22 protein-coding genes, 1 tRNA gene and 3 pseudogenes are annotated in these 25,835 nt (G+C 34.8%); 14 read left to right on the forward strand and 12 right to left on the reverse strand.

The window, feature by feature from the left end; translation table 11 throughout:
- The first annotated feature begins 5 nt into the window (after nucleotides 1–5).
- The 4 genes from ribF to AAGD95_RS05260 all read left to right on the forward strand — a co-directional run bounded on the left by ribF (nucleotide 6) and on the right by AAGD95_RS05260 (nucleotide 4,172).
- Nucleotides 6–938, forward strand: a complete 933-nt coding sequence (gene ribF, locus AAGD95_RS05245; protein ID WP_341818382.1) for a riboflavin biosynthesis protein RibF — start codon at nucleotides 6–8, stop codon at nucleotides 936–938.
- Nucleotides 935–1,411, forward strand: coding sequence for a signal peptidase II (gene lspA / locus AAGD95_RS05250; protein ID WP_341818383.1), 477 nt, complete (start codon nucleotides 935–937; stop codon nucleotides 1,409–1,411). The genes ribF and lspA overlap by 4 nt, the downstream gene beginning before the upstream one ends.
- A gap of 114 nt (nucleotides 1,412–1,525) precedes the next feature.
- The gene (locus AAGD95_RS05255; RefSeq protein WP_341818384.1) at nucleotides 1,526–2,866 is read left to right on the forward strand and encodes a pitrilysin family protein; all 1,341 of its coding nucleotides are present in this window, start codon (nucleotides 1,526–1,528) and stop codon (nucleotides 2,864–2,866) included.
- On the forward strand, nucleotides 2,853–4,172 hold the full coding sequence (locus AAGD95_RS05260; protein WP_341818385.1) for a pitrilysin family protein: 1,320 nt from the start codon (nucleotides 2,853–2,855) through the stop codon (nucleotides 4,170–4,172). The genes AAGD95_RS05255 and AAGD95_RS05260 overlap by 14 nt, the downstream gene beginning before the upstream one ends.
- On the opposite strand, the gene purN is transcribed toward AAGD95_RS05260, so the two are convergent.
- A complete protein-coding gene (gene purN, locus AAGD95_RS05265; protein WP_265026218.1) occupies nucleotides 4,166–4,732 on the reverse strand; it encodes a phosphoribosylglycinamide formyltransferase in 567 nt (188 codons plus the stop codon). The two genes, AAGD95_RS05260 and purN, sit on opposite strands and share 7 nt — an antisense overlap.
- 32 nt (nucleotides 4,733–4,764) lie before the next feature.
- On the reverse strand, nucleotides 4,765–4,887 hold the full coding sequence (locus AAGD95_RS05270; RefSeq protein ID WP_341818386.1) for a hypothetical protein: 123 nt from the start codon (nucleotides 4,885–4,887) through the stop codon (nucleotides 4,765–4,767).
- 15 nt (nucleotides 4,888–4,902) lie between these two features.
- Between AAGD95_RS05270 and AAGD95_RS05275 the strand changes: the two are divergent.
- Both AAGD95_RS05275 and AAGD95_RS05280 read left to right on the forward strand, forming a co-directional pair.
- Nucleotides 4,903–5,753, forward strand: a pseudogene (locus AAGD95_RS05275) (IS982 family transposase).
- 256 nt (nucleotides 5,754–6,009) lie between these two features.
- Nucleotides 6,010–6,426, forward strand: coding sequence for a hypothetical protein (locus AAGD95_RS05280; RefSeq protein WP_341818387.1), 417 nt, complete (start codon nucleotides 6,010–6,012; stop codon nucleotides 6,424–6,426).
- On the opposite strand, the gene AAGD95_RS05285 is transcribed toward AAGD95_RS05280, so the two are convergent.
- Entirely contained in the window at nucleotides 6,419–6,916 is a 498-nt protein-coding gene (locus tag AAGD95_RS05285; RefSeq protein WP_341818845.1) for a Na+/H+ antiporter subunit E, read from the reverse strand. The two genes, AAGD95_RS05280 and AAGD95_RS05285, sit on opposite strands and share 8 nt — an antisense overlap.
- A 100-nt stretch (nucleotides 6,917–7,016) precedes the next feature.
- On the opposite strand from AAGD95_RS05285, the gene AAGD95_RS05290 reads away from it, so the two are divergent.
- From AAGD95_RS05290 to lgt, 3 genes are all read left to right on the forward strand, one after another.
- On the forward strand, nucleotides 7,017–8,873 hold the full coding sequence (locus AAGD95_RS05290) for an ankyrin repeat domain-containing protein (protein WP_341818388.1): 1,857 nt from the start codon (nucleotides 7,017–7,019) through the stop codon (nucleotides 8,871–8,873).
- Between the two features lie 120 nt (nucleotides 8,874–8,993).
- On the forward strand, nucleotides 8,994–9,443 hold the full coding sequence (gene smpB / locus AAGD95_RS05295; RefSeq protein WP_007548863.1) for an SsrA-binding protein SmpB: 450 nt from the start codon (nucleotides 8,994–8,996) through the stop codon (nucleotides 9,441–9,443).
- A gap of 6 nt (nucleotides 9,444–9,449) precedes the next feature.
- Nucleotides 9,450–10,241, forward strand: coding sequence for a prolipoprotein diacylglyceryl transferase (gene lgt / locus AAGD95_RS05300; protein ID WP_341818389.1), 792 nt, complete (start codon nucleotides 9,450–9,452; stop codon nucleotides 10,239–10,241).
- 667 nt (nucleotides 10,242–10,908) lie between these two features.
- On the opposite strand, the gene AAGD95_RS05305 is transcribed toward lgt, so the two are convergent.
- Nucleotides 10,909–11,760 (reverse strand): IS982 family transposase, encoded by an 852-nt coding sequence (locus AAGD95_RS05305; RefSeq protein WP_410542088.1) that lies wholly within the window; start codon nucleotides 11,758–11,760, stop codon nucleotides 10,909–10,911.
- 15 nt (nucleotides 11,761–11,775) lie between these two features.
- On the opposite strand from AAGD95_RS05305, the gene AAGD95_RS05310 reads away from it, so the two are divergent.
- Nucleotides 11,776–11,979 (forward strand): hypothetical protein, encoded by a 204-nt coding sequence (locus tag AAGD95_RS05310; protein WP_341818390.1) that lies wholly within the window; start codon nucleotides 11,776–11,778, stop codon nucleotides 11,977–11,979.
- Between the two features lie 114 nt (nucleotides 11,980–12,093).
- Here the strand turns inward: AAGD95_RS05310 and AAGD95_RS05315 are convergent, their stop codons facing one another.
- Complete coding sequence (locus tag AAGD95_RS05315) at nucleotides 12,094–13,596, reverse strand: hypothetical protein (protein WP_341818391.1); 1,503 nt, start codon at nucleotides 13,594–13,596, stop codon at nucleotides 12,094–12,096.
- A gap of 75 nt (nucleotides 13,597–13,671) precedes the next feature.
- Here AAGD95_RS05315 and priA point away from each other — a divergent pair, with 75 nt between their 5' ends.
- On the forward strand, nucleotides 13,672–15,996 hold the full coding sequence (gene priA / locus AAGD95_RS05320; protein WP_341818392.1) for a primosomal protein N': 2,325 nt from the start codon (nucleotides 13,672–13,674) through the stop codon (nucleotides 15,994–15,996).
- 9 nt (nucleotides 15,997–16,005) lie between these two features.
- Here priA and petA read toward each other — a convergent pair whose 3' ends face one another.
- The 3 genes from petA to AAGD95_RS05335 all read right to left on the reverse strand — a co-directional run bounded on the left by petA (nucleotide 16,006) and on the right by AAGD95_RS05335 (nucleotide 19,525).
- Nucleotides 16,006–16,605: a ubiquinol-cytochrome c reductase iron-sulfur subunit gene (petA, locus tag AAGD95_RS05325; RefSeq protein ID WP_341818393.1), complete on the reverse strand. Its 600-nt coding sequence runs from the start codon at nucleotides 16,603–16,605 to the stop codon at nucleotides 16,006–16,008.
- Nucleotides 16,606–16,691: 86 nt separating this feature from the next.
- Nucleotides 16,692–19,400, reverse strand: a complete 2,709-nt coding sequence (gyrA, locus tag AAGD95_RS05330) for a DNA gyrase subunit A (protein ID WP_341818394.1) — start codon at nucleotides 19,398–19,400, stop codon at nucleotides 16,692–16,694.
- Nucleotides 19,401–19,452: 52 nt separating this feature from the next.
- Nucleotides 19,453–19,525: transfer RNA gene (locus tag AAGD95_RS05335), tRNA-Val, on the reverse strand.
- Nucleotides 19,526–20,012: 487 nt separating this feature from the next.
- Between AAGD95_RS05335 and AAGD95_RS05340 the strand changes: the two genes are divergently transcribed.
- Nucleotides 20,013–20,183, forward strand: coding sequence for a GIY-YIG nuclease family protein (locus AAGD95_RS05340; RefSeq protein WP_410542097.1), 171 nt, complete (start codon nucleotides 20,013–20,015; stop codon nucleotides 20,181–20,183).
- On the opposite strand, the pseudogene AAGD95_RS05345 reads toward AAGD95_RS05340, so the two are convergent.
- Nucleotides 20,155–20,370 (reverse strand): annotated as a pseudogene (locus AAGD95_RS05345) (transposase); the annotation flags it as partial. The gene AAGD95_RS05340 and the pseudogene AAGD95_RS05345 overlap by 29 nt on opposite strands.
- Before the next feature lie 102 nt (nucleotides 20,371–20,472).
- Here AAGD95_RS05345 and AAGD95_RS05350 point away from each other — a divergent pair.
- The gene (locus tag AAGD95_RS05350) at nucleotides 20,473–21,324 is read left to right on the forward strand and encodes an IS982 family transposase (protein WP_410542088.1); all 852 of its coding nucleotides are present in this window, start codon (nucleotides 20,473–20,475) and stop codon (nucleotides 21,322–21,324) included.
- 273 nt (nucleotides 21,325–21,597) lie between these two features.
- On the opposite strand, the gene glyA is transcribed toward AAGD95_RS05350, so the two are convergent.
- The 3 genes from glyA to AAGD95_RS05365 form a co-directional block, all read right to left on the reverse strand.
- Complete coding sequence (gene glyA, locus AAGD95_RS05355; RefSeq protein WP_341818395.1) at nucleotides 21,598–22,875, reverse strand: serine hydroxymethyltransferase; 1,278 nt, start codon at nucleotides 22,873–22,875, stop codon at nucleotides 21,598–21,600.
- A gap of 40 nt (nucleotides 22,876–22,915) precedes the next feature.
- Nucleotides 22,916–24,142: an MFS transporter gene (locus AAGD95_RS05360; RefSeq protein ID WP_341818846.1), complete on the reverse strand. Its 1,227-nt coding sequence runs from the start codon at nucleotides 24,140–24,142 to the stop codon at nucleotides 22,916–22,918.
- A gap of 471 nt (nucleotides 24,143–24,613) precedes the next feature.
- A complete protein-coding gene (locus AAGD95_RS05365) occupies nucleotides 24,614–25,465 on the reverse strand; it encodes an IS982 family transposase (protein ID WP_410542088.1) in 852 nt (283 codons plus the stop codon).
- Between the two features lie 102 nt (nucleotides 25,466–25,567).
- Here AAGD95_RS05365 and AAGD95_RS05370 point away from each other — a divergent pair.
- Nucleotides 25,568–25,783 (forward strand): annotated as a pseudogene (locus tag AAGD95_RS05370) (transposase); the annotation flags it as partial.
- Between the last annotated feature and the right edge of the window lie 52 nt (nucleotides 25,784–25,835).

Consider the following 25,835-nt stretch of genomic DNA (forward strand, 5'->3'; position numbering starts at 1 on the left):
ATTGTATGAAAATTATTTATAATTGTGAGCAAGGGATAGAAAATAATATAGCACTGACCTTCGGAAATTTCGATGGCATTCATTTAGGACATGAATTTGCAATTTCCACTCTAAAGAAGGTAGCACAAGAAAGAGGATTACCCTCCGCAGTTTTAACTTTTGAGCCTCACCCATCAACTGTTTTATTTGGTAGAAACAATTTTAGGTTAATAGACCAAGAACAAAAAAAGGAACTGATCAGCAGCTATGGTATAGATTACTTGTATATTATTAATTTTAATAGAGGTTTTTCTGAGGTTAGCTGCGATGACTTTATCAGTAAGATTTTAATAGATAAATATGGCGCTAAACACATAATTGTCGGAGAAAATTGCACTTTTGGTCATAAACGATTGGGTGATATATTAACTCTAGAGAAATATTCTGAAACATATGGATACTCTTTGACTAAATTAGAGTCATTAATAATTGACGGCAAAATTTGCTCTTCTTCTTCAATAAGGGAGTATGTACAGAGGGGCGAAACAGAAATTGCTAATAAATTGCTCGGCAGACCTTATCAAGTTTCTGGTGTTGTGACAAAAGGTGCATGTAGAGGTAGAGAAATAGGATTTCCAACCATAAATATTCCTATAGAAGATTGCATGATAAAACCAAAATTTGGTACATATTACGCTAAAGTGATGTTTTCTGATAATAACCCAAATTGGTTATATGGAGTAGTCAATATTGGTATGAGACCTACATTTAAGGATCTGAAAAAGCCCATAATAGAAATGCACATATTCGATTTTGATGAAGACGTATATAATCATAAAGTCAACATACAACTTTTAAAATTCATAAGGTCAGAAAAAAAATTCCATAGTATTGAGGAGTTAACAAAACAGATAAATTATGATATACTTAAAGTTTGTAGGTTAAAGGCAAATTTATGAAAAAGTTATGCTTAATTGTTGTACTAATTATAGTATTGATTGACCAAACGAGCAAATCGTACATAAACTCATTGATTGATGAAGGAGAATCAATTGAGATCACTAGCTTTATAAAGCTAGTTGAAGTTTGGAATTCAGGTATTAGTTTTGGAATGTGTAGCGCTTTACCACATGGCGGTTTCTTTTTTTCAGCAGTTTCAATACTAATAATTGGTATACTTGCATACTTGATATACAAGTCTGATGATCAGTCAACTTACCTTGGTTTTTCTCTGATGATTGGTGGAGCAATCGGAAACGTAGTTGACAGGATCTACTGGGGAGCTGTATATGATTTCATATATTTTCATATTGATGATTGGTATTGGCCAGCCTTTAATTTAGCAGATTTATCTATAGTTTGTGGAATGTTTACATTGCTATATAAGTGGTATATATACGATATCCTTATTTCTAAACAAAATGAGGAATAAAATAATTATGTTTACATAATGTTGACATCGCTATATAAGTGGTATACATATGATATGTTTATTTTCAAACAACAATGAGGAATAAAATAATTGTTTTTATATTAGGTCGAAATAATGCTTCATAAGTTTTTTAGTTTTCTTATACTACCTGTACTTTTTTTTACTTGCTCAATTTCTTTGAAGGCTTTGAGCATAGAGCACGACATAAAACATGCTAAACTCAGTAATGGACTAGATGTTTATGTTGTTCCTAATCATCGGATTCCAGCCGTTTTACATGCAGTAATATACAAAGTTGGGGGAATGGATGATCCAATCGGCAAAGCAGGATTGGCTCACTACTTTGAACACTTAATGTTTAAAACTACAGGAAAGTTTAAAGACATAGAAGCCACTATGAGTAGCATTGGGGCTAAATTTAACGCGTTTACCACTAAAGAATATACTTGTTATTTTGAGTTGGTCCCAAAAAAAGATTTACCACTTGCAATGGAAGTTGAAGCAGATAGAATGGGCAGCTTTAATGTTACTCAAGACAAAATAGATAGAGAAAAAAACATCGTATTAGAAGAAAGAAAGATGAGATTTGATAACCAACCTCATAACTTGTTATGGGAAGAAATGGATAGTGCATTTTACCGTACTGGCTATGGTAGATCTGTTATTGGCTGGGAGAGCGATATCAAAACTTACAATCAGGATGACATAACGAGGTTTCATAATAACTATTATCACCCCGGCAATGCAATATTACTGATTGTGGGTGATGTGGAATTTGATGAAGTAGTGAAATTAGCAGAAGAAAAATATGGCGAAATTAAAGCTAAGCCTGTAATGAGACATTACCCAAATCAGGATCCAGTGCATAATGCAGGTTTATCGGTGATTTTAGAGAGCACTGAAGTAAAAGAACCAGTTTTATATTTTCGTTATCGTGTTCCTTTATTTGAGCACATAAATGAAGCCTCTGCTGCTCATTTAGCGGTTGACATTTTAGGTGGCGGCAAATCCAGCAAACTGTATAAAGATTTGGTTTTAGATAAAGATGTGGCAGTATCAGTGTTTGCTTATTATAATAGCCTAGCTTTTAGTGATGGCTACATTGATATTATGATAATTCCAAAAAGTGGCGCTAATTTAGATATTGTTGAAAGAGAGTTAGATAATACTATTAATGGCTTCGTATCTAAAGGGGTGACGAGCGAGGAATTACAAAGCTCAAAATATAGATACAAAGCAGCACAGTTTGATAATCTATCTGACTTAACTCATATAGCAATGTTTTATGTGCCGCACCTAGCACTTGGCATTCCACTTGATGAAATAGATATTTCATATAGCAAGATTAATGATGTCAATCTAGAGGATGTAAATAATAAAATCCGTGCTATTTTTTCTGCTAATAAGTTAATTGGTCGTTTATTACCAAAAGGAGATAATAATGAGAATAAGTAAAATTATATTTCTATTTTTTTTCTGTCTAGGCTTTAATTTACAAGCAAGTGGTAACCTAAATATAGAGGAGGTCACCACCCGTAAAGGATTTAAGTTTTTATTTGTAGAAAATCATGATTTGCCAAAAGTTTCACTCAATATATCGTTCAAAGATGCAGGTTACGTGTATGAGAATGCGGAAAAACAAGGGCTTACTTGGTTTACTTCTTCTGTAATTCAAGAAGGGGCAGGAAAAAATGATGCCAAAGATTTTGCGAAAAAGCTTGAAGATAAAGGGATTAGTTTAAATTTTATTGCTGATTTAGAAGCATTTAGGGTTTCATTAAATACTTTGTCTGACAATCTAGAGGAAGCAATTTCATTACTGAGCGATACTATAATGCGTCCTAAAGTTGACCCTGAAGGGTTGAATAGAGTTTTCGAGAAAGCCAAAGTTGATTTTAATAATCTTGAAAAAAATCCTGGCTTTGTTGCTGTAGAAGAATTGAATACGTTGTTGTTTAAAAAACACCCTTACTCAAAAAGTATGTACGGTACTCTTGACACTAGAGTGAGCATTACTAGAGACGATGTTTTAACATACATAAAGCGTAATTTTGCTAAAGATAACATAGTTATCAGTGTTGCTGGTTGTGCAAAAAAAGAAGAAATTATTACGCTATTAGATAAATATTTATCTAAATTGCCGTCAAAAAGATCAAAAGTTAGAAAAATACCTGTAAAAAATAATTTTGGTTCTGCAGAAAGTAAGAATATTTTTATGGATATACCACAGAGTGTGATACTTTTTGCTCAAAAAGGTATAGCTTATGAAGATCCTAATTATTATAACGCTCGTGTCTTAATTGATGCACTTGGTGGCATGAGGCTGAATTCAATATTAATGACAGAACTGAGGCAAAACTTGGGTATTACTTATGGTGTTTATGCAATGATTATTCCCAATAAACATGGGAACGTTATAGCTGGAAGTATTAATACTGATAGTTCTACTGCTGACAAAGCTATATCAGCAGTAAAAGATACATTTAGCAGAATAAGAAAGGAGGGAATTGACGAACAATTGTTCAAGGATGCAAAAATTGGCTTGGTAAATAATCTTGTCCTTTTCCTGTCCAATAACACAAATACAGCAATGCTGCTCGATAATATGCAAATAAATGATCTTGATGTTAACCGTATAAATAATTATGCGAATGTCATTAATGACGTTAAATTAGAGAAAGTAAACGAGTTAGCAAGTTCTTTACTGGATCCTGAAAATTTATTTTTTGTTGAAGTTGGAAAAAACACTCAAAGTCAATAATGAATACTTTCTGCTATTGATCTTACTGCTTCTACATAACACTTATGCTCCTCAGCTAGAATGCGTTCTGAAAGGCTTTGAATATCATCAGCTGGTAACACTGGCACAGCAGCTTGAGCAATTATGGCTCCAGCATCAACTTCAGGAGTGACATAATGTACAGTACAACCTGTAATTTTTACACCTGCTTTTAGAGCTTGCTCTTGAGCGTTTAGACCTTTAAAAGACGGAAGTAAAGAGGGATGAATATTTATAACCTTGTTATGCCATTTACTCAGAAAATCAGCTTTGAGAATTCTCATAAACCCTGCAAGGCAAATTAAATCAACCTTATGTTGAACAAGTATTTTGTGAATTTTATCAGCATCAAGTGGTTTATTATTAACAACAAACGCTGGGATTCCTGCTTGCTCTGCTGTTTTCAGACCAGCAGCTTCGCTATTATTTGTGATAACACATGCAACTTCTGCGGGAAAATTCTGATCTTGACATGCTTCTATCAAGGCCTGCATATTTGATCCCCTGCCTGAAATTAGTATTCCGAGTTTTATCTTTTTCATTGTAGCACAGTTAATTTAAAATTTAGTTAATACTAACAAAACAGCTCAAAAGGAAAACTTATTTTATAACGCGAATTCTGGATTAAAGGAGAATAGAAAAGGCAAGAAAACAGGGTAAACTCAGCAGTTATAAAAAAACAGATGAGGTTAACCATGGAAGATATAACAAACTGTTTTGTTTGGTCGATGATTTTTGCAGAGATATAGAGAAAAATTTTGCAGGTAAGCTACTGCCAAATGGTAAAAAACCCACAAGAACAACGGAAATTGAGCACTCCGAAATCATGACAATAATCCTGCTATATCAACAATCTCCGTGTAAAAATTTCAAAACTTTCTATCTACATTACCTAACGTTGCTCTACAAATCAGAGTTTCCAAAGTTGCCTTCATATACCAGGTTTGTTGCTCTAAAGCCTAGGGTTTTGTGGCATTTAGCAATGTTGTTGCATTGGCTTTGTGGACAGTCAGAAAACACTGGAATTTCATATATAGACACAACTCCCATTGCAGTTTGTCATGCAAAAAGAATATCCAAAACAAAGTTTTTGCTGGAATTGCAAAATTAAGCAAGAGTACTTACGGCTGGTTTTTTGGTTTCAAATTACATATGGTAATCAATGAAAATGGTGAAATTCATTCACTTACGCTAACAAAAGGCAATGTTGATGATAGGATACCTGTGCCAAATCTGACGGAAAAATTAACCGGCCTTTTGTTTGGTGACAAAGGTTATATTGCAAAAGAGCTTTTTCAGAAGCTGTTTGACCGAGGTTTGAAACTTGTTACCAAGGTGAAAAAAGGTATGAAAAATGCATTGATTTCGCTAAATGAGAAGATTTTACTGAGAAAAAGGTCTATCATTGAGACTGTTTTTGGTTACCTAAAAAATAGACTAGAAATTGAACACACTCGCCATAGATCCCCTGTTAATTTTTTGGTTCATATCTTTTCTACTCTCATTTCCTATTCCATCAAATCCAAAAAGCCTTCTATTTCCTATACTTTCTTCCTTCCTTAATCCAGAATTCGCGTTTATAGCAAAGAAGGCAGACTAAACTCTTTATATAAGTGGACCTCTAATTTTGGACCTCACTGGACAACACAAAAATAACGAATAGCCCCATGTACCCAGCTAAAACTAGCTTTAATGCTTAGATATTGTGCTATTTTTGTATAATATACCACTATAAGTATATATTTTTGTAATCGCGTTATTATTTATTTAACAAAGTATTAGTATAATTTATTACACTGGATTAAATGGAGAAAGTTCAATGAGTAAATTACCGAACAATGCAAAAATAGGTAAATCTCAGGTTACTCAGTGGGAGGTAATAAAAAATTGTGAATATGCTGATAATTGCTTGTCAAAAATAGTAACTTTGTACGTTATTAGAATAACTCAGCTATCAGATTTTTATACGAGTGACGAACCTGAAATTAACACTGTTTTAGCAAGAATAAGAGTGACAAGTGAAAATGTATTTTTAAACAAGGCTACTACTATTGAAGTTATGGAAGGTATTTTTCCGTATAAATTTAACAGCAAGAAGAGAAATAACATATTAAGGTTAGAAGATTTATATAATTATTTATGTTCTATTGTTAATAATAGCCTTCCAAAAGAAATGCTTGAAAGTCTTGTAAGGGAATATAAGGATGCTGTTAACTTATTTAAAGCAATTACTTAACTGAACGTAGTATTTTTAAGATTCTACTTTCTATTTCAGAAATGCCACTTTCAAGATCTTTATCTATCAAACACATGGTAGACAAATACGTTTTTTGCTTGCTTTCAACATTGATAGTTAAAGTTCCGGGAGTGATTGTAACTGAACTAGCAAATAATGCAATGCTCTCATCATTATGCCCTTTGCATTTTCTTAGGATAATGATCGGTTCAAGCTTAGATTTGAGTTGTAGCACCTTTTTTGTTACATAAACACTTGATAAAATGATTTGGTACATTAACCATGGTATATAACTTACGAGCTTATAAAACGACAGTCTACTCGTACCATTTAAAATCTGACTAAGAGCGCTTTCAGCGTTTATCAACCGTCTAAAGATAAACAATGTGAATATAGAGGAAAACACTCCACAAAAAATAAAAAACGGCTCAAAATAACCAGACAGTATAATCCATAGAACAAATAAAGTTATAAACGACAGAGAAAAAATTTGATTTCCTTCCTAAAGTTGAGGTTTTTCATAGCCTGTAATATAACTTAAATGACTCTTTAAGGAAAGATAATAACGAATATTTAGGTTCTTGACTTCTATGTTAAAAGATATAACAACTAAGTTATGCATTTTAAGTGAGGAAGTTATGAAATATGACAAATTTATGGGAATATTAAAAGAAATAGATAGCCTTTTAGATTTGAGCAAGGACAATATAGTTGAAAAAATAAAAGCTGAGTTACAAAAAAAAGATTCAGGTTTATGTCAAGAGTGGGAAAAGAGTAAACCTGACAACGATAGTGGACCTAACATAGATCACGAATTCACTATATCTCGTGATCAAAATTCTGGGAAAGTCACATTGTTACATCTTGCTTCTTATGGGAACTGTGCAAAGGTAGCAAAAGCTCTGATTGAAAACGGGGCAGATGTTAATGCAGAATATGATAATAAAATTACTCCTTTACATATTGCTGTTCACCATGGCCACAAAGATATAGTAGACATTCTAATCGCAGAAGGAGCAAAGGTTAATGCAGAAGATAATAAAGGATGGACTCCTTTACATATTGCTGCTGCAAAGGGCCACGAAAAGATAGTACAAGCTCTATCAAAAGCAAAAGGAATCAACGTTGATGAAAAAAATAGTGATGGATGGGCTCCTTTACATATTGCTGCTACAAATGGCTACGAAGGTGTAGTAAAAATTCTAATCGCAGAAGAAGCAAAGGTTGATGTACAAGGTAGTGGTGTGTGTACTCCTTTGCATTTTGCTGCTGAAAAGGGCCACGAAGATGTAGTAAAAATTCTAATTGAAAACAAAGCAAATGTTAATGCAAAAGATAATTATGAACGTACTCCTTTGCATATTGCTGCTTACTATGGCTATGCGAATGTAGTAAGCATTCTAATCGCAAAAGGAGCAGAGGTTAAGGCAAAAAGTAATAATGGATGTACTTCTTTGCATTATGCTGCTGAAGAGAACCACATAAAGGTAGTAAAAATTCTAGTTGAGAAAGCAGATGTTAATGCAGAAGGTATTGAGGACAAGACTCCTTTACATATTGCTGCTGCAAAGGGCTGCAAAGATGTAGTAGAAACTCTAATTGCAAAAGGAGCAAAGGTTAATGCAGAAGATAATTATGAACGTACTCCTTTGCATTTTGCTGCTTACTATGGCCATACAAATATAGTAAGCATTCTAATCGCAGAAGGAGCAGAGGTTAATGTAAAAAGTAATGATGGATATACTTCTTTGCATGTTGCTGCTGAAAAGGGCCACGAAGATGTAGTAGAAACTCTAATTGCAAAAGGAGCAAAGGTTAATGCAGAAGATAATGATAGATGTACTCCTTTACATCATGCTGCTGAAAAGGGCCACGAAGATGTAGTAAACATTGAAGATGTAGTAAACATTCTAATCGCAAAAAGAGCAGAGGTTAATGCAAACAATAGTGATAGACGTACTCCTTTACATCTTGCTGCTAAAAATGGCAAGATAAAAGTGGCGGAAGCTCTGCTAGAAGCTGGAGCAGACCCTTCATTAAAAGATGTTGATGAAAAAACGCCAAGAGACCTTACTAAAGATCAAGGTATAATTCAGCTTGTAGAGGAAGCGGAAAAAAAACAAACGTTAAAAAATGAGAATAAAAAAACGCCAAAGGATCTTACTGAAAATAAAGATGCAATACAGCTCCCAGAGAAAAAGGAAGAAAAACAGGTTGGAAAAAATGCAATTGTAAAAGGTGTTATTGTGTGTTTTGTAACTGCGGTGATAGTTGGTGCTACACTTGCACTTACTACCGCCCTATCTGTGCTAGCAATAATTGGGCTAGTTGCAGGATCTGCGCTCATAGTTGGTGCTGGTCAATATATAATGTCAAAGCCTAAAACTGAAATGAAAGGAGTAAAGCAGGAACTTGTGCCTAGAAAGACAGAAAAAACACTTACTTGATTTTTGTTATCCTGTTGCTATCAGACTAGCCTGGCACCTTATATTTATTGGGATAACTGTTTTATTATGAATTAAGTCAAAAACTCTGTAATATATTGAAGCTTAAAGATATCTTTAGATATGGAAGTTATTGCAGAAAATAGGAAAGCAAGGTTTGAATATTTCATCTTAGAAGAATTTGAAGCGGGTATGGTCTTATTAAGCAGTGAAGTTAAATCGCTAAGAGAAAGAAAAGTAAATATTTCCGACGCCTACGTTGTCGAAAAGAATAGCGAAGTATGGCTGCACAATATGCATATTGCAGAATATAAAGCTGCGAACCGAAAAAATCATAAACCAAAAAGGGAACGTAAATTACTCTTGCATAAAAAGGAGATAAATAAACTAATTGGTCAAATCAAGACTGCTGGGATAACTGTTGTGCCGCTTTCGGTCTATTTTAACGATAAAGGATTTGCAAAAACTAAAATTGCCATTGTAAAAGGAAAAAAACTCTACGATAAGAGAGCAACCATAAAACAGAGAGAGTGGGATCGTGAAAAAAGTAGATTGTCTAAGAATAATTTATAGCAAAATATGTCTTTAAATCCAGTAATTTTCAGCATCGGTCCTGTTTCTATATATTGGTATTCCTTAGCCTACGTTTTGGGTATAGTGTTTGCATATTGGTATTTACATAGGCTAGATGACCAAAAAATATTTACTAAGAATTTTTACGATTCGTTATTAATAGCCACTATTGTAGGTATTATCCTTGGAGGCAGACTTGGCTACGTATTGATATATGATCCAATTCTTTATATAAGCAACCCTATCGAGATATTGAAAACCTGGGAAGGAGGGATGTCATTTCATGGTGGTGCTATAGGAGTTTTGCTTGCAGTAATAATTTCGTGTAAAAGACATAATATCCCTACATTTTATGCACTGGACCTAATTTCTTGCGGAGTTCCCATAGGTTTATTTTTAGGTCGCATAGGCAATTTTATAAACGGAGAGTTATTTGGCAGAGTTACAACTATGCCATGGGGTATGGTATTTCCAGAGAGTGGTGATAATTTGCTGCGTCATCCAAGCCAGCTTTATGAGGCATTTTTTGAAGGACCGCTACTTTTCGCAGTTGTAAATTCACTGTTTTTCTTGACTAGAATAAGACTGTATCACGGTGCGTTAACTGGTATTGCAGTTATGTGGTATGGAATAGCACGTTTTTTCGTTGAGTTTTTTCGCGAACCAGACTATCAAATTGGCTATTTGTGGCTTGATTTAACTATGGGGCAGTTGCTTTCTATACCTATGGTTTTGCTGGGAATGCTTGTATATCTAGGCGCATTAAATTTAAAATTTAATACGAAATCTGTTACATAGAGGAAAGGTGAGTTTAATAGAAAAATGTAGCCAGAAACCCTACATCATGCACAATTGTACGAATTTTCTGCGTTGTAGTAGAATGAATGTGAGGTCTGGTGGGCTTTGTTGCATAGCAGCAGAAAAACTAGTGATTACTGACTAAATTCATTATAAAATAGCGATTTAAGGATAAATATGCCACAAAAAAATGAGAGTCAGTAACCATAGCGAATATAACAAATTTCTAGAAAAAAGAGGAAATATTTTTCGTCACATCGATAAAGCTATCGAAAATTGGTATGAAATTGGGCCAAAATGCAGGGTGGCAACAATATTTACAGCAATAAAGTGGTGATTTTGATACATATAATAACCCATCTATTCAGAATAGGTTTGAGTGGGATTTTTAGAGGGATACATTGAACAAATAGGAAAAAATTTGCAGGTTATCAGCTATTCACAAGCATCAAAAGAAACTTGATATTAAGATCAATGATTGCAAAAAATAACATGGAAGATATCGAAATTGCTATAGACAGTACAGGAATTAGTATATACAACAACACACAGCAAAGAAAATAGCAAAGATAGAGAGTATCGCGGCTATAAACAAGTAAGAAAATTGCACATAATGTTGAGCAAACAAGTCATAGCTACAAAATACAGTAATGACGCGAATTCTGGATTAAGGAAGGAAGAAAGTATAGGAAATAGAAGGCTTTTTGGATTTGATGGAATAGGAAATGAGAGTAGAAAAGATATGAACCAAAAAATTAACAGGGGATCTATGGCGAGTGTGTTCAATTTCTAGTCTATTTTTTAGGTAACCAAAAACAGTCTCAATGATAGACCTTTTTCTCAGTAAAATCTTCTCATTTAGCGAAATCAATGCATTTTTCATACCTTTTTTCACCTTGGTAACAAGTTTCAAACCTCGGTCAAACAGCTTCTGAAAAAGCTCTTTTGCAATATAACCTTTGTCACCAAACAAAAGGCCGGTTAATTTTTCCGTCAGATTTGGCACAGGTATCCTATCATCAACATTGCCTTTTGTTAGCGTAAGTGAATGAATTTCACCATTTTCATTGATTACCATATGTAATTTGAAACCAAAAAACCAGCCGTAAGTACTCTTGCTTAATTTTGCAATTCCAGCAAAAACTTTGTTTTTGGATATTCTTTTTGCATGACAAACTGCAATGGGAGTTGTGTCTATATATGAAATTCCAGTGTTTTCTGACTGTCCACAAAGCCAATGCAACAACATTGCTAAATGCCACAAAACCCTAGGCTTTAGAGCAACAAACCTGGTATATGAAGGCAACTTTGGAAACTCTGATTTGTAGAGCAACGTTAGGTAATGTAGATAGAAAGTTTTGAAATTTTTACACGGAGATTGTTGATATAGCAGGATTATTGTCATGATTTCGGAGTGCTCAATTTCCGTTGTTCTTGTGGGTTTTTTACCATTTGGCAGTAGTTTACCTGCAAAATTTTTCTCTATATCTCTGCAAAAATCATCGACCAAACAAAACAGTTTGTTATATCTTCCATGGTTAACCTCATCTGTTTTTTTATAACTGCTGAGTTTACCCTGTTTTCTTGCCTTTTCTATTCTCCTTTAATCCAGAATTCGCGTTTTGAGCACTATTGGTTTAAAATTAAGCACAATATTCGAAAAATATCTCACATGTTTGCTGATTTTTTCAATGCCGTTTACTTTATCCTTAAAAATGTCTCTACCTTTGTGGATTAAGCTATACAACATTTGTTTACTGCTATGTCCGTAAGGTATCCTACTGCACCACCTAATGCTGCACCTGTAATTCCTAATAATACAGCAGTTGCAATTACTCCAATAGCAATAATCTCAGGTATAATTCCTATTGCAACTAATGTAGCTCCTACAGCACCAAATAATAATGCTAAGCCTATTTGTCCATCCTCTCGAAGAAATTCCTGAAGGCTGTTTTTGTGGAGAATTACGTTTTGGATTGCCTACTATAGGTGGCTGATTATCTTGCTTTTTTGGCTGTAGATTATTATTAGTTCCATTACTGACAGGTGTTTGCTGCAATGGAACTGCACTGCCTGTAACCGTTTGTAGGCCACCATTTACTGGTTGCTTCTGTTGTGCAGAAGTTGGGGTAAATGGTTGTGTAGTGACATTGCTTGCAGTCGGTTGTTCTAAAATTTGCTCATTATCACAGTTAATAGCCACATTGCTACCCACTTTTGATTGAAATGATTCGGTAAACACTACACTGTAATCTACATCATCAATTATTGTTTCTGAAGTTAGATCTGGATTTTGATAGTAAGTTATAGTGGCATTAGATATTTCGGGTCTACCTTTTATCGTTCTTTTTACTAGCTTTTTCTTTTCTATTTTGCACACATTAAACTGATCAGAAAAACTGAAAGTAAGTTTATCTTTAAATGTTTTTTCAAAATCATTCGCAAAACTATCTTTAAAAGCAATTGGAAGAAAAATATGCTCTCCACCTAGAAAGATCTCTCGCATGCAGAACTTATTAGGGGCTGTTTTAATACGCTCACCTTCAAGCTCCATAACCTCTTTGATAGCTAGGTACATTATACCTTCAGCTATTTTTGGATTGATTTTATTAATCAAATTTCTGATATACTCTTTATCTTCTTCAGCCACTATAATAACTCTAATGTTAAATCTTTCACATCCGTATTCATTATCTATACTAGAATCTATTACCGATCCTCCAATTCTATTGCCTAAAACAACCACTCGAATAGTAGATAATCTTTCATATGCTTCTTGCATGTTCTTGTCATTTAAAAGTGCTGTTGCTTTTTCTACAATGCTTTTATCTACACTACTTTTCTGATATTTTTTTAGGTATCTCTCCCTAAAGTTATCATAACCATCCCTATGGTGTTGTATTGCCTTATCTGCATAATTAAGTGCGGCAAGCAAATGCGAACTTTCATTATTAAGCCCAACTGTTGACACACTATTTTGACTCACCGTATTTGGGTAGAGGTAATGTCCGTTAGCCTTGTTTCTCACTTTCTCAAATATTAACTCACCTGCAACAACAGGTATTCCCCTTACTTTCATTTCATTTTTTGGTAGTAATTGGCCATTTGTAAAAGTAAATGCTGAAAAAAGTGCCCAAGCATTGGTACCGTGTGAAGCAAAAGTTCTCTTATCAATCACATTACTGCGTGCATTCAATCTAACTTCAGGGTGTTCCCTTTTAAATTCCTCACTTATCTCAAACAATTGTTTTCCCGACTCGCTTGGTCTTCTGTTCTGCATAAAGTTCTTATGAAGCTCAGAAAATTCTATTAGTTTCTGTATATGAGATTCTTGCATATTTACCATCTTAGCCAAATAAACTTATATATACCAGTTTAACCCACAAAAATCAAACGAATATTTTCAAAACAGTGCTAAACTTAGGCTGCTATGACAAGAACAGTTGACGTATTACTACCACTTCCAATTGATCAGTTATTTTCATATGCAATTGAGGAAAATACTGAGATTTTACTTGAAGATTACGTAGTGGTGCCATTTGGCAAAAAACGCTTAATCGGAATAGTTTGGAAATACAGTGATAAAAGTAACCGAGAATTAAAATTTATTGAGCAAAAAATCGATTTACCAAATATTAGACCAAAATTGATCGCATTTGCAGAGTGGGTTGCGCAGTATAACTTAATACCTATTGGTATGCTTGCCAAAGTGATAATGGGAGGAGTGCTAAAAGTAAACCAAATAGACAAATTGATTTGTGCTAAGCAGAAGCAGGAAATAAGTGAAATAAGTTGCCAATTAAGCCCTGAACAGCAGGTAGCTAGTGATGAAATAATAAGCAATTTGAACGAATATTCAGTGACTTTGCTTGACGGTGAGACAGGATCTGGAAAAACAGAAGTTTATTTGTCTGTGATTGCACAATTGATTAAGAATTACACTGCCGTTCCAAATGCTGCTCAGACTTTACCATCTCAGTGCCCAGAAACACAACTGTACGAACATTGTGATTTGGTTCTACCAAGAGGGTGTCATCCCAGTGCCCAGACACTGGGATCCAGTTTTTCATATAACCTCATTACAAATGTTTATTTTAACTTAAGACCAATACCTAATTTACAATCAAAATTCCTGGATTCCAGTGTCAAGCACTGGAATGACACCTTTGTACTCAAGGCAAAACCCACTGTAACATTTAGCATACCGTCTTTGCCACGTACTAGTATGACACCAGAACGTGTTGAAATGACATCAGGAGAAGGTAATGCACAAATTTTAATCCTCCTACCTGAGATTGTTTTAACTTCACAATTGGTAAATCGTGTTCGCGGTCAGATATCAAAAAACTTAGTTGAATGGCACTCAGGACTCACTCCAAAAACTCGCCGGAATAATTGGCTCAATATAGCAAGTGGAAATGCGCAGATAATTATTGGTGCACGATCAGCACTTTTTTTGCCTTATAAAAACCTAAAATTGATTATCGTTGATGAAGAGCACGACTCATCTTTTAAACAAGAACAGGGAATTATATATAATGCTCGAGATATGGCGATAATCTTAGCCAAATTTGAAAATATTCCGATTATTTTATCATCAGCTACTCCATTACTCGAGACTATTCATCATGTTAAAAGCGGGAATTACAATCATGTAAAGCTAACTAAGCGATTCGGTGGTGCAGAATTGCCACTCATTAAAGTAGTGGATATGAGAAGCAACAAGCAATGGATCTCCGATGAGCTTTTTGAAAGCATCAAACAAACCATAGAGAAAAAACATCAGGTTATGCTTTTTCTAAACCGCAGAGGGTATGCACAACTGGCAGTTTGTAAAAAGTGTGGATATAAAATTTCCTGCTTAAATTGTGCTGTTTGGCTTACATATCACAAGAAAAAAAATGCTCTTTTGTGCCATCATTGCTCTTATCAATTGAAACTTCCAGAAAAATGTTCTAATTGCCAAGGTGAACAGTCATTGTTCCTTTATGGCGTAGGAATTGAAAGGTTACTTGAAGAAATGGTGAAATTAATACCAAACGCAAAAACTGCGATGATAAGCAGCGATCAGAAGTCGGTTAGTAACGTAATTGACTTGGTACTGAAAGAAGACGTGAACATTATAATCGGCACACAAATAATTGCTAAAGGGCACAATTTTCCCAAATTAACTTTGGTTGGAGTAATAAATGCAGATTTGAGTCTCGAAAATTCTGATTTAAGAGCAGCGGAAAAGACGTATCAATTGTTGCACCAAGTTGCAGGCAGATCAGGAAGGTTTAATGAAAAAGGAATGGTAATAGTGCAAACCAATAACCCTGAAAGTTCAATAATAAAAGCATTGCTGCATCAAAAAAGGGACTCATTTTATGAAATTGAACTTAAGTCAAGACGTGAAGCCAAAATGCCACCATTTAGCAGATTAATAGCGCTTATAATTTGTGGTAAGAATCAGATTGCGACACAAAAAGCAGCGAATGAAATAGTAAAATCTCTTCTCCGTCATCCAAGTAGCTCAACTACTTGTATCCAGGAAGAAAATGTAGGTGCAGACAAAAAGGAATTTGAAATTCTTGGCCCATCACCAGCAGCGATAAATTTTTTAAATAATAAGTATCGGTATAGGGTATTATTAAAAATACACAATAAGCACAGTCTATCCATACAAAAAAAGCTGAAATATTGGATTAAAAATTGTAACTTGAATTCGAGTATTGCAGTGATAATAGATGTTGATCCTGTGAGTTTTTTTTAACGAGTTCCGTTAAGCCTTCTTGCCAATTACCACAACATTCTCACTGGGAAAAAAATAATCAGGTACAGTCATATTTTTTGGTGCGGGCCCCCCAATTACTCGGCCTGATGTGTCATAATATGAACCGTGGCAAGGACAGAACCAACCATTACCATCTCTTGTAGCATGGTCAACCGGTACACACCCAAGATGTGTACATATTCCGATCATGATTAACCATTCATCTTTTCCTTCGCATACTCTTTGCTCGTCTGACTGAGGATCCCTCAAGTTCTTTACATTCACAGCTCTTGCAACCTCAATTTCTTGCTTTGTGCGTCTACGAATGAATACTGGTTTACCTTGCCACTTTACTTTTACTCCGTGTCCTTCCTGAATTCCAGACAAATTCACCTCCACTGTGGAAGTTGCTAGAACTTCAGCAGAAGGATTCATAGACTTAACCAGTGGCCAAAGTCCACTTGCAGCTCCTATACCCGCCATAGCGCATGTAGTTAATGTTATAAAATCTCTCCTACCCTTATTTTTAGTAAGATCTTTAACAGGAGGTGTTTTTTTATCCTCTTTGTCTACCAGTGGTTTTTTATTTTTAGTTAATTTTTTGTCCATTGATCTTTACTTAGCCATAAGTATATATTTTAATTTAAATACTGCGTATTAATCAACAAAAACTTGCGCTTTTTGTTTAACCTGTACTACGGTTGAGAAGAGATAGAGTCTCCAACTTCAGAAATACTATCTTCAGTGGAATCAGGATCTTCGACTTTTGCTACTGACACCACCTTTTCTCTACTCTCTGTTTTAAACAGAGTGACTCCTTGAGTGCTACGTCCTGCAATTCTGATATCATTTACTGAAATACGAATTAACTTTCCTTTATCTGTAATAAGCATGATATTATCACCCTGCTCAACTGGAAAACTAGCAACAACATTGCCGTTTCTGCTGGTAGTAAGAATATTGGTGATACCAACACCACCCCTGTTAGTTATTCTATACTCATACGCAGAAGTTCTTTTACCAAAGCCATTTTCGGTAATAGTTAATATAAACTCCTCATTCACTGCAAGTTTTAAGAATAATTCGTTATCTATTCCTAAATCATTCAAAGTCTTTTCCAATTTAGAATCAATGGAGTTATTAATTGCAGTCCCCAGTCTTTTTGCAAGTGGAACTTTTAAGTAAAGTTCTTTTGTTTCTGTTGCTACACCTATCCCATTTAATATGGTCATGGATATCACGCTGTCATTCTTTACAAGTTTGATACCTCTTACGCCATCTGAATTGCGACTCTTAAATTGACGCACATCACTTACAACAAATCTGATACTTTTTCCAAGCGTTGTTGAAAGTAAAACATGATCAATTTCATTGCATACTTTAACCGATATTAATTTGTCTCCTTCATCGAGCTTTATTGCTATTTTTCCATTGCTTGGAATATAGTGAAAGTCCGCTAAAGAGTTACGCCTTATGTTTCCATAGGCAGTAGCAAAAACTATGTTTTGATTTTCGTCATTTTCACTTGGCAACGGCATTATATTAGTTATAGTTTCACCATCGCTAAGCGGAAATATGTTAACAAGCGCTCTTCCACGTGCAGTTGGTTCTGCAAGAGGCAACTTATAAACCTTTAATCTATAAACTCGGCCAATATTAGAAAAGAATAAAAGGCTAGTGTGGGTATTTTCAACAAATAATTTTGTGATTACATCCTCTTCTTTTAACCCCTGTCCTAGCTTTCCTTTTCCACCACGATGCTGAGTTTTGTAGTGAGAAAGCTTCACACGCTTGATATAACCATTCATAGTTACGGTTATCACCATATCCTCTTGTGGAATTAGATCTTCAGCTTCAATGTCCGTATCTGATTCCTCCATTGCAGTTTTTCGTGGTACGGCAAATCTGTTCTTTATTTCTTGTAAATTGTTTTTTATTTCCTTCATCAACTTCTCTTCTGAGCCAAGAAAAGCGATATATTCTTTTATCAGGTTGATCATTGAACTTAGCTCAGCTTCTAATTTGTCTTTTTCAAGGCCTGTTAAACGCTGCAGTTTCATATCAAGGATAGCCTTAATTTGTAGCTCAGTTAATCTATACACTCCATCTTTCAAAAAGCTTGCGCTATCTGAAATCAACTCAATAATAGTGTTGATTTCATTCGAAGTTTTCCATTCTTTATTTAAAAGTTCTCTACTTGCTTCCGCAGGATCTTTTGCACCACGGATGATTTTTATCACTTCATCTATGCTCAAGACCGCAATGTAGAGCCCTATATATATATGAGCTTTTTCCCTCGTTTTTCTTAGACGAAATTCTGTTCTCCTGATTAATACTTCTTTTCTAAAGTCAACAAAAGCAGCTATGATTTCTTTTAATGACATCAAAGCAGGCTTGTTGTTGTTAAGGACTAAAGTGTTAACACTAAAACTACTTTTTAGTGGAGTGAGTCCCAGTATTTGATTAAGTATAAAATCTGCTGCAGCATTTCTTCTGAGGTCAATTACTACTCTAATACCAGACTTATCGGACTCATCCCTAATTTCTGTTATGCCATCAATTCTTTTTTCTTTTACAAGTTCACCTATCTTCTCAATTAATTTTACTTTATTTACCTGGTAAGGTATTTCATCAATCACTATTGCTTGCCTATCTTGTGGCAGGTCTTCCATGTGAGTCTTGCCTTGCACAACAATTGATCCACGACCCGTTGCAAATGCTGATCTTATTCCAGACCTTCCAAGAATCGTTCCCCCAGTTGGGAAATCCGGCCCTGGCATCACTTCAAGTAACTCATCAAAAGTAACTTCAGGATTATCTACATATAATATACAAGCATCTATTATTTCTCCAAGATTATGAGAAGGAATATTGGTTGCCATACCAACTGCAACACCACTTGCACCGTTTACCAATAGATTCGGAAACTCTGCAGGCAGCACAATAGGCTCTGTTTCATTTCCATCGTAGTTTGGCCTAAAATCAACTGTATCTTCATCAATATCATTCAGTAAAAAGTGCGACACTTTTTGAAGTCTTGCTTCTGTGTATCGCATTGAAGCTGGTGGATCTCCATCTATCGAACCAAAGTTACCTTGCCCATCAATAAGTGGTAAAAGAAGAGAAAAATCTTGAGCCATCCTGACCAAGGAATCGTAAATAGCTGCATCACCATGTGGGTGATATTTCCCCATTACATCCCCTACTATACGAGCCGCTTTTTTATATGGCTTACCGGCATCGAATCCAGCTCTTGACATTGCATATAATATACGCCTATGAACAGGTTTAAATCCATCCCGCACGTCAGGTATAGCCCTGCTTATGATAACGCTCATTGCGTAGGAGAGATAAGAATCTTCCAGCTCTTTTACTATTGAGATTGGTACTATATTATCCTGCATTTTCTATACTTTGATCGAAGTAATTAATAATACTAACATTTAGTTAAGCAAATGGGCAATGACAGACTTGAACTGCCGACCTCCTCGGTGTAAACGAGATGCTCTACCAGCTGAGCTAATTGCCCCTTTAGATCTAATTCTATAGCTCAATATTATTATTGTAAACAAAAATAGCGATAAATTGTATCCGTTCAGCAGAGTGGCAAAATAGGTAGACAAGGTGATCTAAAAAGATAATCATAGGGTAAATGTGAGGTAAGTCCGGCTTTGTTGCATCGCTAGCTATGATGGATTAAAGATAAAAAAGATGGAGAATATCAGTAGCTTATTATTCTGGTATTTATAACAAGAACGGTCAGTGAATACCTAAATTTGAGTAAAAGAAATTTCACTACCACTCACTAATCCGGCTAAAATTCAAGAATTTCAATGCTTTAGCTATTTTCAATAGAATTAAGTTTATTAATATAAATAATAAATTACTATTCTTAAATTTGATCAGATTGATTGCAAAAAAACAAGATTTTCAATAGGTTGCTTATAATCCTAACTATAGTTAGCCTTTCATAAGTAGCGATGCAACAAAGCCCACTGGGATCCAGGTTACTATATATGAAAAGTTATTATGTTTATATACTTGCAAGTGAACGAAATGGAACCCTGTATATAGGTATAACATCAAATTTAATTAAACGAATTTGGGAGCATAAAAGTAAAGCCATTTCCGGTTTCACGTCAAAACGCGAATTCTGGATTAAGGAAGGAAGAAAGTATAGGAAATAGAAGGCTTTTTGGATTTGATGGAATAGGAAATGAGAGTAGAAAAGATATGAACCAAAAAATTAACAGGGGATCTATGGCGAGTGTGTTCAATTTCTAGTCTATTTTTTAGGTAACCAAAAACAGTCTCAATGATAGACCTTTTTCTCAGTAAAATCTTCTCATTTAGCGAAATCAATGCATTTTTCATACGCGAATTCTGGATTAAAGGAGAATAGAAAAGGCAAGAAAACAGGGTAAACTCAGCAGTTATAAAAAAACAGATGAGGTTAACCATGGAAGATATAACAAACTGTTTTGTTTGGTCGATGATTTTTGCAGAGATATAGAGAAAAATTTTGCAGGTAAACTACTGCCAAATGGTAAAAAACCCACAAGAACAACGGAAATTGAGCACTCCGAAATCATGACAATAATCCTGCTATATCAACAATCTCCGTGTAAAAATTTCAAAACTTTCTATCTACATTACCTAACGTTGCTCTACAAATCAGAGTTTCCAAAGTTGCCTTCATATACCAGGTTTGTTGCTCTAAAGCCTAGGGTTTTGTGGCATTTAGCAATGTTGTTGCATTGGCTTTGTGGACAGTCAGAAAACACTGGAATTTCATATATAGACACAACTCCCATTGCAGTTTGTCATGCAAAAAGAATATCCAAAAACAAAGTTTTTGCTGGAATTGCAAAATTAAGCAAGAGTACTTACGGCTGGTTTTTTGGTTTCAAATTACATATGGTAATCAATGAAAATGGTGAAATTCATTCACTTACGCTAACAAAAGGCAATGTTGATGATAGGATACCTGTGCCAAATCTGACGGAAAAATTAACCGGCCTTTTGTTTGGTGACAAAGGTTATATTGCAAAAGAGCTTTTTCAGAAGCTGTTTGACCGAGGTTTGAAACTTGTTACCAAGGTGAAAAAAGGTATGAAAAATGCATTGATTTCGCTAAATGAGAAGATTTTACTGAGAAAAAGGTCTATCATTGAGACTGTTTTTGGTTACCTAAAAAATAGACTAGAAATTGAACACACTCGCCATAGATCCCCTGTTAATTTTTTGGTTCATATCTTTTCTACTCTCATTTCCTATTCCATCAAATCCAAAAAGCCTTCTATTTCCTATACTTTCTTCCTTCCTTAATCCAGAATTCGCGTTAATAATGTGCTAACGCTTAAAATAAGCGCGATTTGGCTGAATGTAGAAAAAATAAAAAAGACATGCAGCCGCTATAATTTTATGTAATCCGCCAATAAATACCCTGAGTTTTTTACTGAATTTTGTCATTGAGCCTGCAGGTCAAAAACAAGTTTTGAGTCATAAATACCCTTATTGTCATAATAAGGGGGCTGGCGAAGGGTGTCAAGTAAGTTTTTCGTTTCTATGTTGTCAGCTACTTGGATGACGCCACATAAATTAATAAATAGGGAAATTACTACAAATCTTTTCAACTTTAGTTTTCACCATTCTTTCAATATCAGGGCTATTTCCGCTGATTAATCCTTGAATTACTTCATTTATTAGACCAGCTATCTCTTTAAAATTTTCTGCCTCAAGTCCGCGTGTTGTCTCAGCAGCAGTGCCAAAACGGAGCCCTGAAGTGATGGTCGGCTTCTCTGTATCAAACGGTACAGAGTTTTTATTGCAGGTAATGCCAGCCCTCTCAAGGCTATCTACAACGTCTTTTCCAGTTAATTTCTGCGATCTTAAGTCAACTAGCACTATATGAGAGTCAGTGCCACCGGTTATAATGTCGAGTCCATGCTTTTGCAATTCTTGAGCTAGTACTTTCGCATTTTCCACGACTTTCTTGCTATAAGTTTTAAACTCTGGCGCTAATGCTTCTTTAAATGCAACAGCTTTTGCAGCTATCACATGCATAAGTGGCCCGCCCTGCAATCCTGGAAAAACTGCAGATTGAATTTTTTTGTGCAATGCTTCATCATTGGTCATCACTATTCCACCACGAGGACCACACAAAGTTTTGTGAGTTGTGGAAGTCATAACATGTGCATATTCAGCAGGAGACGGATATTCGCCTGCTGCAATAAGCCCCGCATAGTGAGCAATGTCTGCAAGCAAATAAGCACCAACTTTATCTGCAATTTCGCGAAAGCGTTTGAAGTCCATTTTTCTTGGATAAGCAGAAGCACCAGCTATGATCAATTTTGGTTTATGCTCCAGCGCCAGCTTTTCTATCTCATCCATATTGAGCAGATAAGTGTCTTTATTTACTGTATATTGAATCGACTTAAACCATTTACCAGAAAGGCTTGGCGCCGCACCGTGAGTTAGATGCCCACCACAATTCAGTGACAATCCAAGTATTGTATCACCTGGAGTAAGTAATGATGCAAAAACTGCTTGATTTGCCTGAGAACCAGAGTGAGGCTGAACATTTGCAAATTTTACACCAAACAACTTACAAAGTCTTTCTATAGCCAGACTTTCAACTTTGTCCACATGCTCACAACCACAGTAATACCTTTTGCCTGGATAACCTTCTGCGTATTTATTAGTCAGAAAAGAGCCTTGTGCCTCCATTACCGCTTTGCTTGCAAAATTTTCTGATGCAATTAATTGCAATTGTGATTTTTGGCGTTGCAATTCTTTTTCTATAGATTGATAAACCTCGTTATCAAAAGACTTTAAACTATTTTTAGAGCAACAGATTTTTTTTAAAATACTCATCATAGATCAAACCTCGCTTTAATTTTAAGATGCACAAGCAATTTTAAGACTGCTTGTCCTGCTTTTTTAACCATAAGAGCCCAAAAACAGCTATTAGCAAACATACAGGAATAATAGATGTTGCTTTTATCAGCAATTCAGCACTATACACAGGATTTCCTTGTATCACTGTCTTATCCCAACATAAATCTATTATCTTTGCGATTCCAGTGTGAAAAAAATAGCCAAAAACCATGACTATCATATTTGACACAGCTGTAGCCAAGCCTACCAAGTTATTATTCACATAACTTAGTGCTTTATAAATTGTAACTACTTGATATCCAGATGCGAAACCAATAATAAAAAGCGTAGGTAATACAACATACAAGCCACCAATCTGAGTAAAAAGTAATAAAAAACCGGCGATCATTGCAAAAGAACATGCAATAATTGTTTCATAATGTTTATTTGGATATTTCTCTAGAAAGTAAGCCAAAAAGAACGATCCAGCTCCCATGCCTACAAATATGAGAGAAGGAAGTAAAGATGCTAGATCTGCGGTCATTTGATATACTTCATACAAGAACGTTTTTGCCCAAGCATCAGCAAAACCCTGCAATGGACCAACCATCAAGCCACCAAAAAAGCCGATTAGAATGACATGTTTGTTGAAAAGTACAGTTTTTAAATCCTGAAACATATTATCATTTACACTCACTTTTTTCTGGTCATTACTGCTTGGCGTTATAAAGAATAACAGTAAGGCAAGTAAATAACCAAATGCTGAGAAAGTGTAAATAACATAGTCCCAACCAAATTTATCGAGTAAGAAGTCCAGGGGTAATCCACCACAAGTAGCTCCTAATAACCCTATTATTATAGATAAGCTGGCCATTCTTGCTGATTTTTCTTGCGAGAAATACATGCTTGCAACTTTAAAGATTCCAATTGCTGAAGCGGATGACCCAATTCCCACAATTATTCTTCCAATTATTGAATAACTCCACTCATCAAAGCATATAAGCGGTAATGTTCCGGTAAATGTCAAAATGGTACAAGCAGGCAAAACAAACTTTGGTCCAAATCTATCGAGGAAAAGACCAATAGGTATATGAGCTAGCTTATAGCCTACATAGTATAACCCGCCAAACTGGCCAACATCTGCAATACTTATGTTAAATTTTGTTATCAATTCAGGCGCAATTATGTTTGGGATTACACGTAATATATATTGGTATGCATAAAACAGTGACGCCAACAACCAGATTAAAAAATTCCTCTGCAACATGAATCTCATCTAAAATTTAGGATTATAGATACTTTAGTTATAAAAAACAAAATAAATATTTATCAAAATTTTATAAATACTTATTTCGATCTATTGAAATTTAATATAGATAACTAGCGTAAGCAACTATACATATTAACTAAATCTTCCAGATCCCAGATTGGTATGGCAGAGAGTAATGTAAAAAGTCTATTTTACTTTTGCAATTTTTAAAAGAGACTTTTTATTTTACTTACAATTTTTTCTACCATATCTACAACTGGCTCATGAATAAGGTATATGAAAAAAATTACACCACAAATGATAAGTACATTTATGATTTTGCCCTTATTCATCTTTATCTTGAGCTTCACTTTTTTTACAAGATCCATTTTATTTATGTTTTTATTTCATGCTGACAATTATATCTTAAATATCATAATTTTCAGTAAAATTTGACTTCAGAAGTACCCTAATAACGCGAATTCTGGATTAAGGAAGGAAGAAAGTATAGGAAATAGAAGGCTTTTTGGATTTGATGGAATAGGAAATGAGAGTAGAAAAGATATGAACCAAAAAATTAACAGGGGATCTATGGCGAGTGTGTTCAATTTCTAGTCTATTTTTTAGGTAACCAAAAACAGTCTCAATGATAGACCTTTTTCTCAGTAAAATCTTCTCATTTAGCGAAATCAATGCATTTTTCATACCTTTTTTCACCTTGGTAACAAGTTTCAAACCTCGGTCAAACAGCTTCTGAAAAAGCTCTTTTGCAATATAACCTTTGTCACCAAACAAAAGGCCGGTTAATTTTTCCGTCAGATTTGGCACAGGTATCCTATCATCAACATTGCCTTTTGTTAGCGTAAGTGAATGAATTTCACCATTTTCATTGATTACCATATGTAATTTGAAACCAAAAAACCAGCCGTAAGTACTCTTGCTTAATTTTGCAATTCCAGCAAAAACTTTGTTTTTGGATATTCTTTTTGCATGACAAACTGCAATGGGAGTTGTGTCTATATATGAAATTCCAGTGTTTTCTGACTGTCCACAAAGCCAATGCAACAACATTGCTAAATGCCACAAAACCCTAGGCTTTAGAGCAACAAACCTGGTATATGAAGGCAACTTTGGAAACTCTGATTTGTAGAGCAACGTTAGGTAATGTAGATAGAAAGTTTTGAAATTTTTACACGGAGATTGTTGATATAGCAGGATTATTGTCATGATTTCGGAGTGCTCAATTTCCGTTGTTCTTGTGGGTTTTTTACCATTTGGCAGTAGTTTACCTGCAAAATTTTTCTCTATATCTCTGCAAAAATCATCGACCAAACAAAACAGTTTGTTATATCTTCCATGGTTAACCTCATCTGTTTTTTTATAACTGCTGAGTTTACCCTGTTTTCTTGCCTTTTCTATTCTCCTTTAATCCAGAATTCGCGTATGAAAAATGCATTGATTTCGCTAAATGAGAAGATTTTACTGAGAAAAAGGTCTATCATTGAGACTGTTTTTGGTTACCTAAAAAATAGACTAGAAATTGAACACACTCGCCATAGATCCCCTGTTAATTTTTTGGTTCATATCTTTTCTACTCTCATTTCCTATTCCATCAAATCCAAAAAGCCTTCTATTTCCTATACTTTCTTTCTTCCTTAATCCAGAATTCGCGTTTAAGGTGCTATGCAACAAAGCCCACTGGGATCTAGAA

Origin of the sequence: Wolbachia endosymbiont (group B) of Ennomos erosarius (assembly GCF_964026905.1) — a bacterium.
In the GTDB taxonomy this organism is placed as follows: Bacteria; Pseudomonadota; Alphaproteobacteria; order Rickettsiales; family Anaplasmataceae; genus Wolbachia.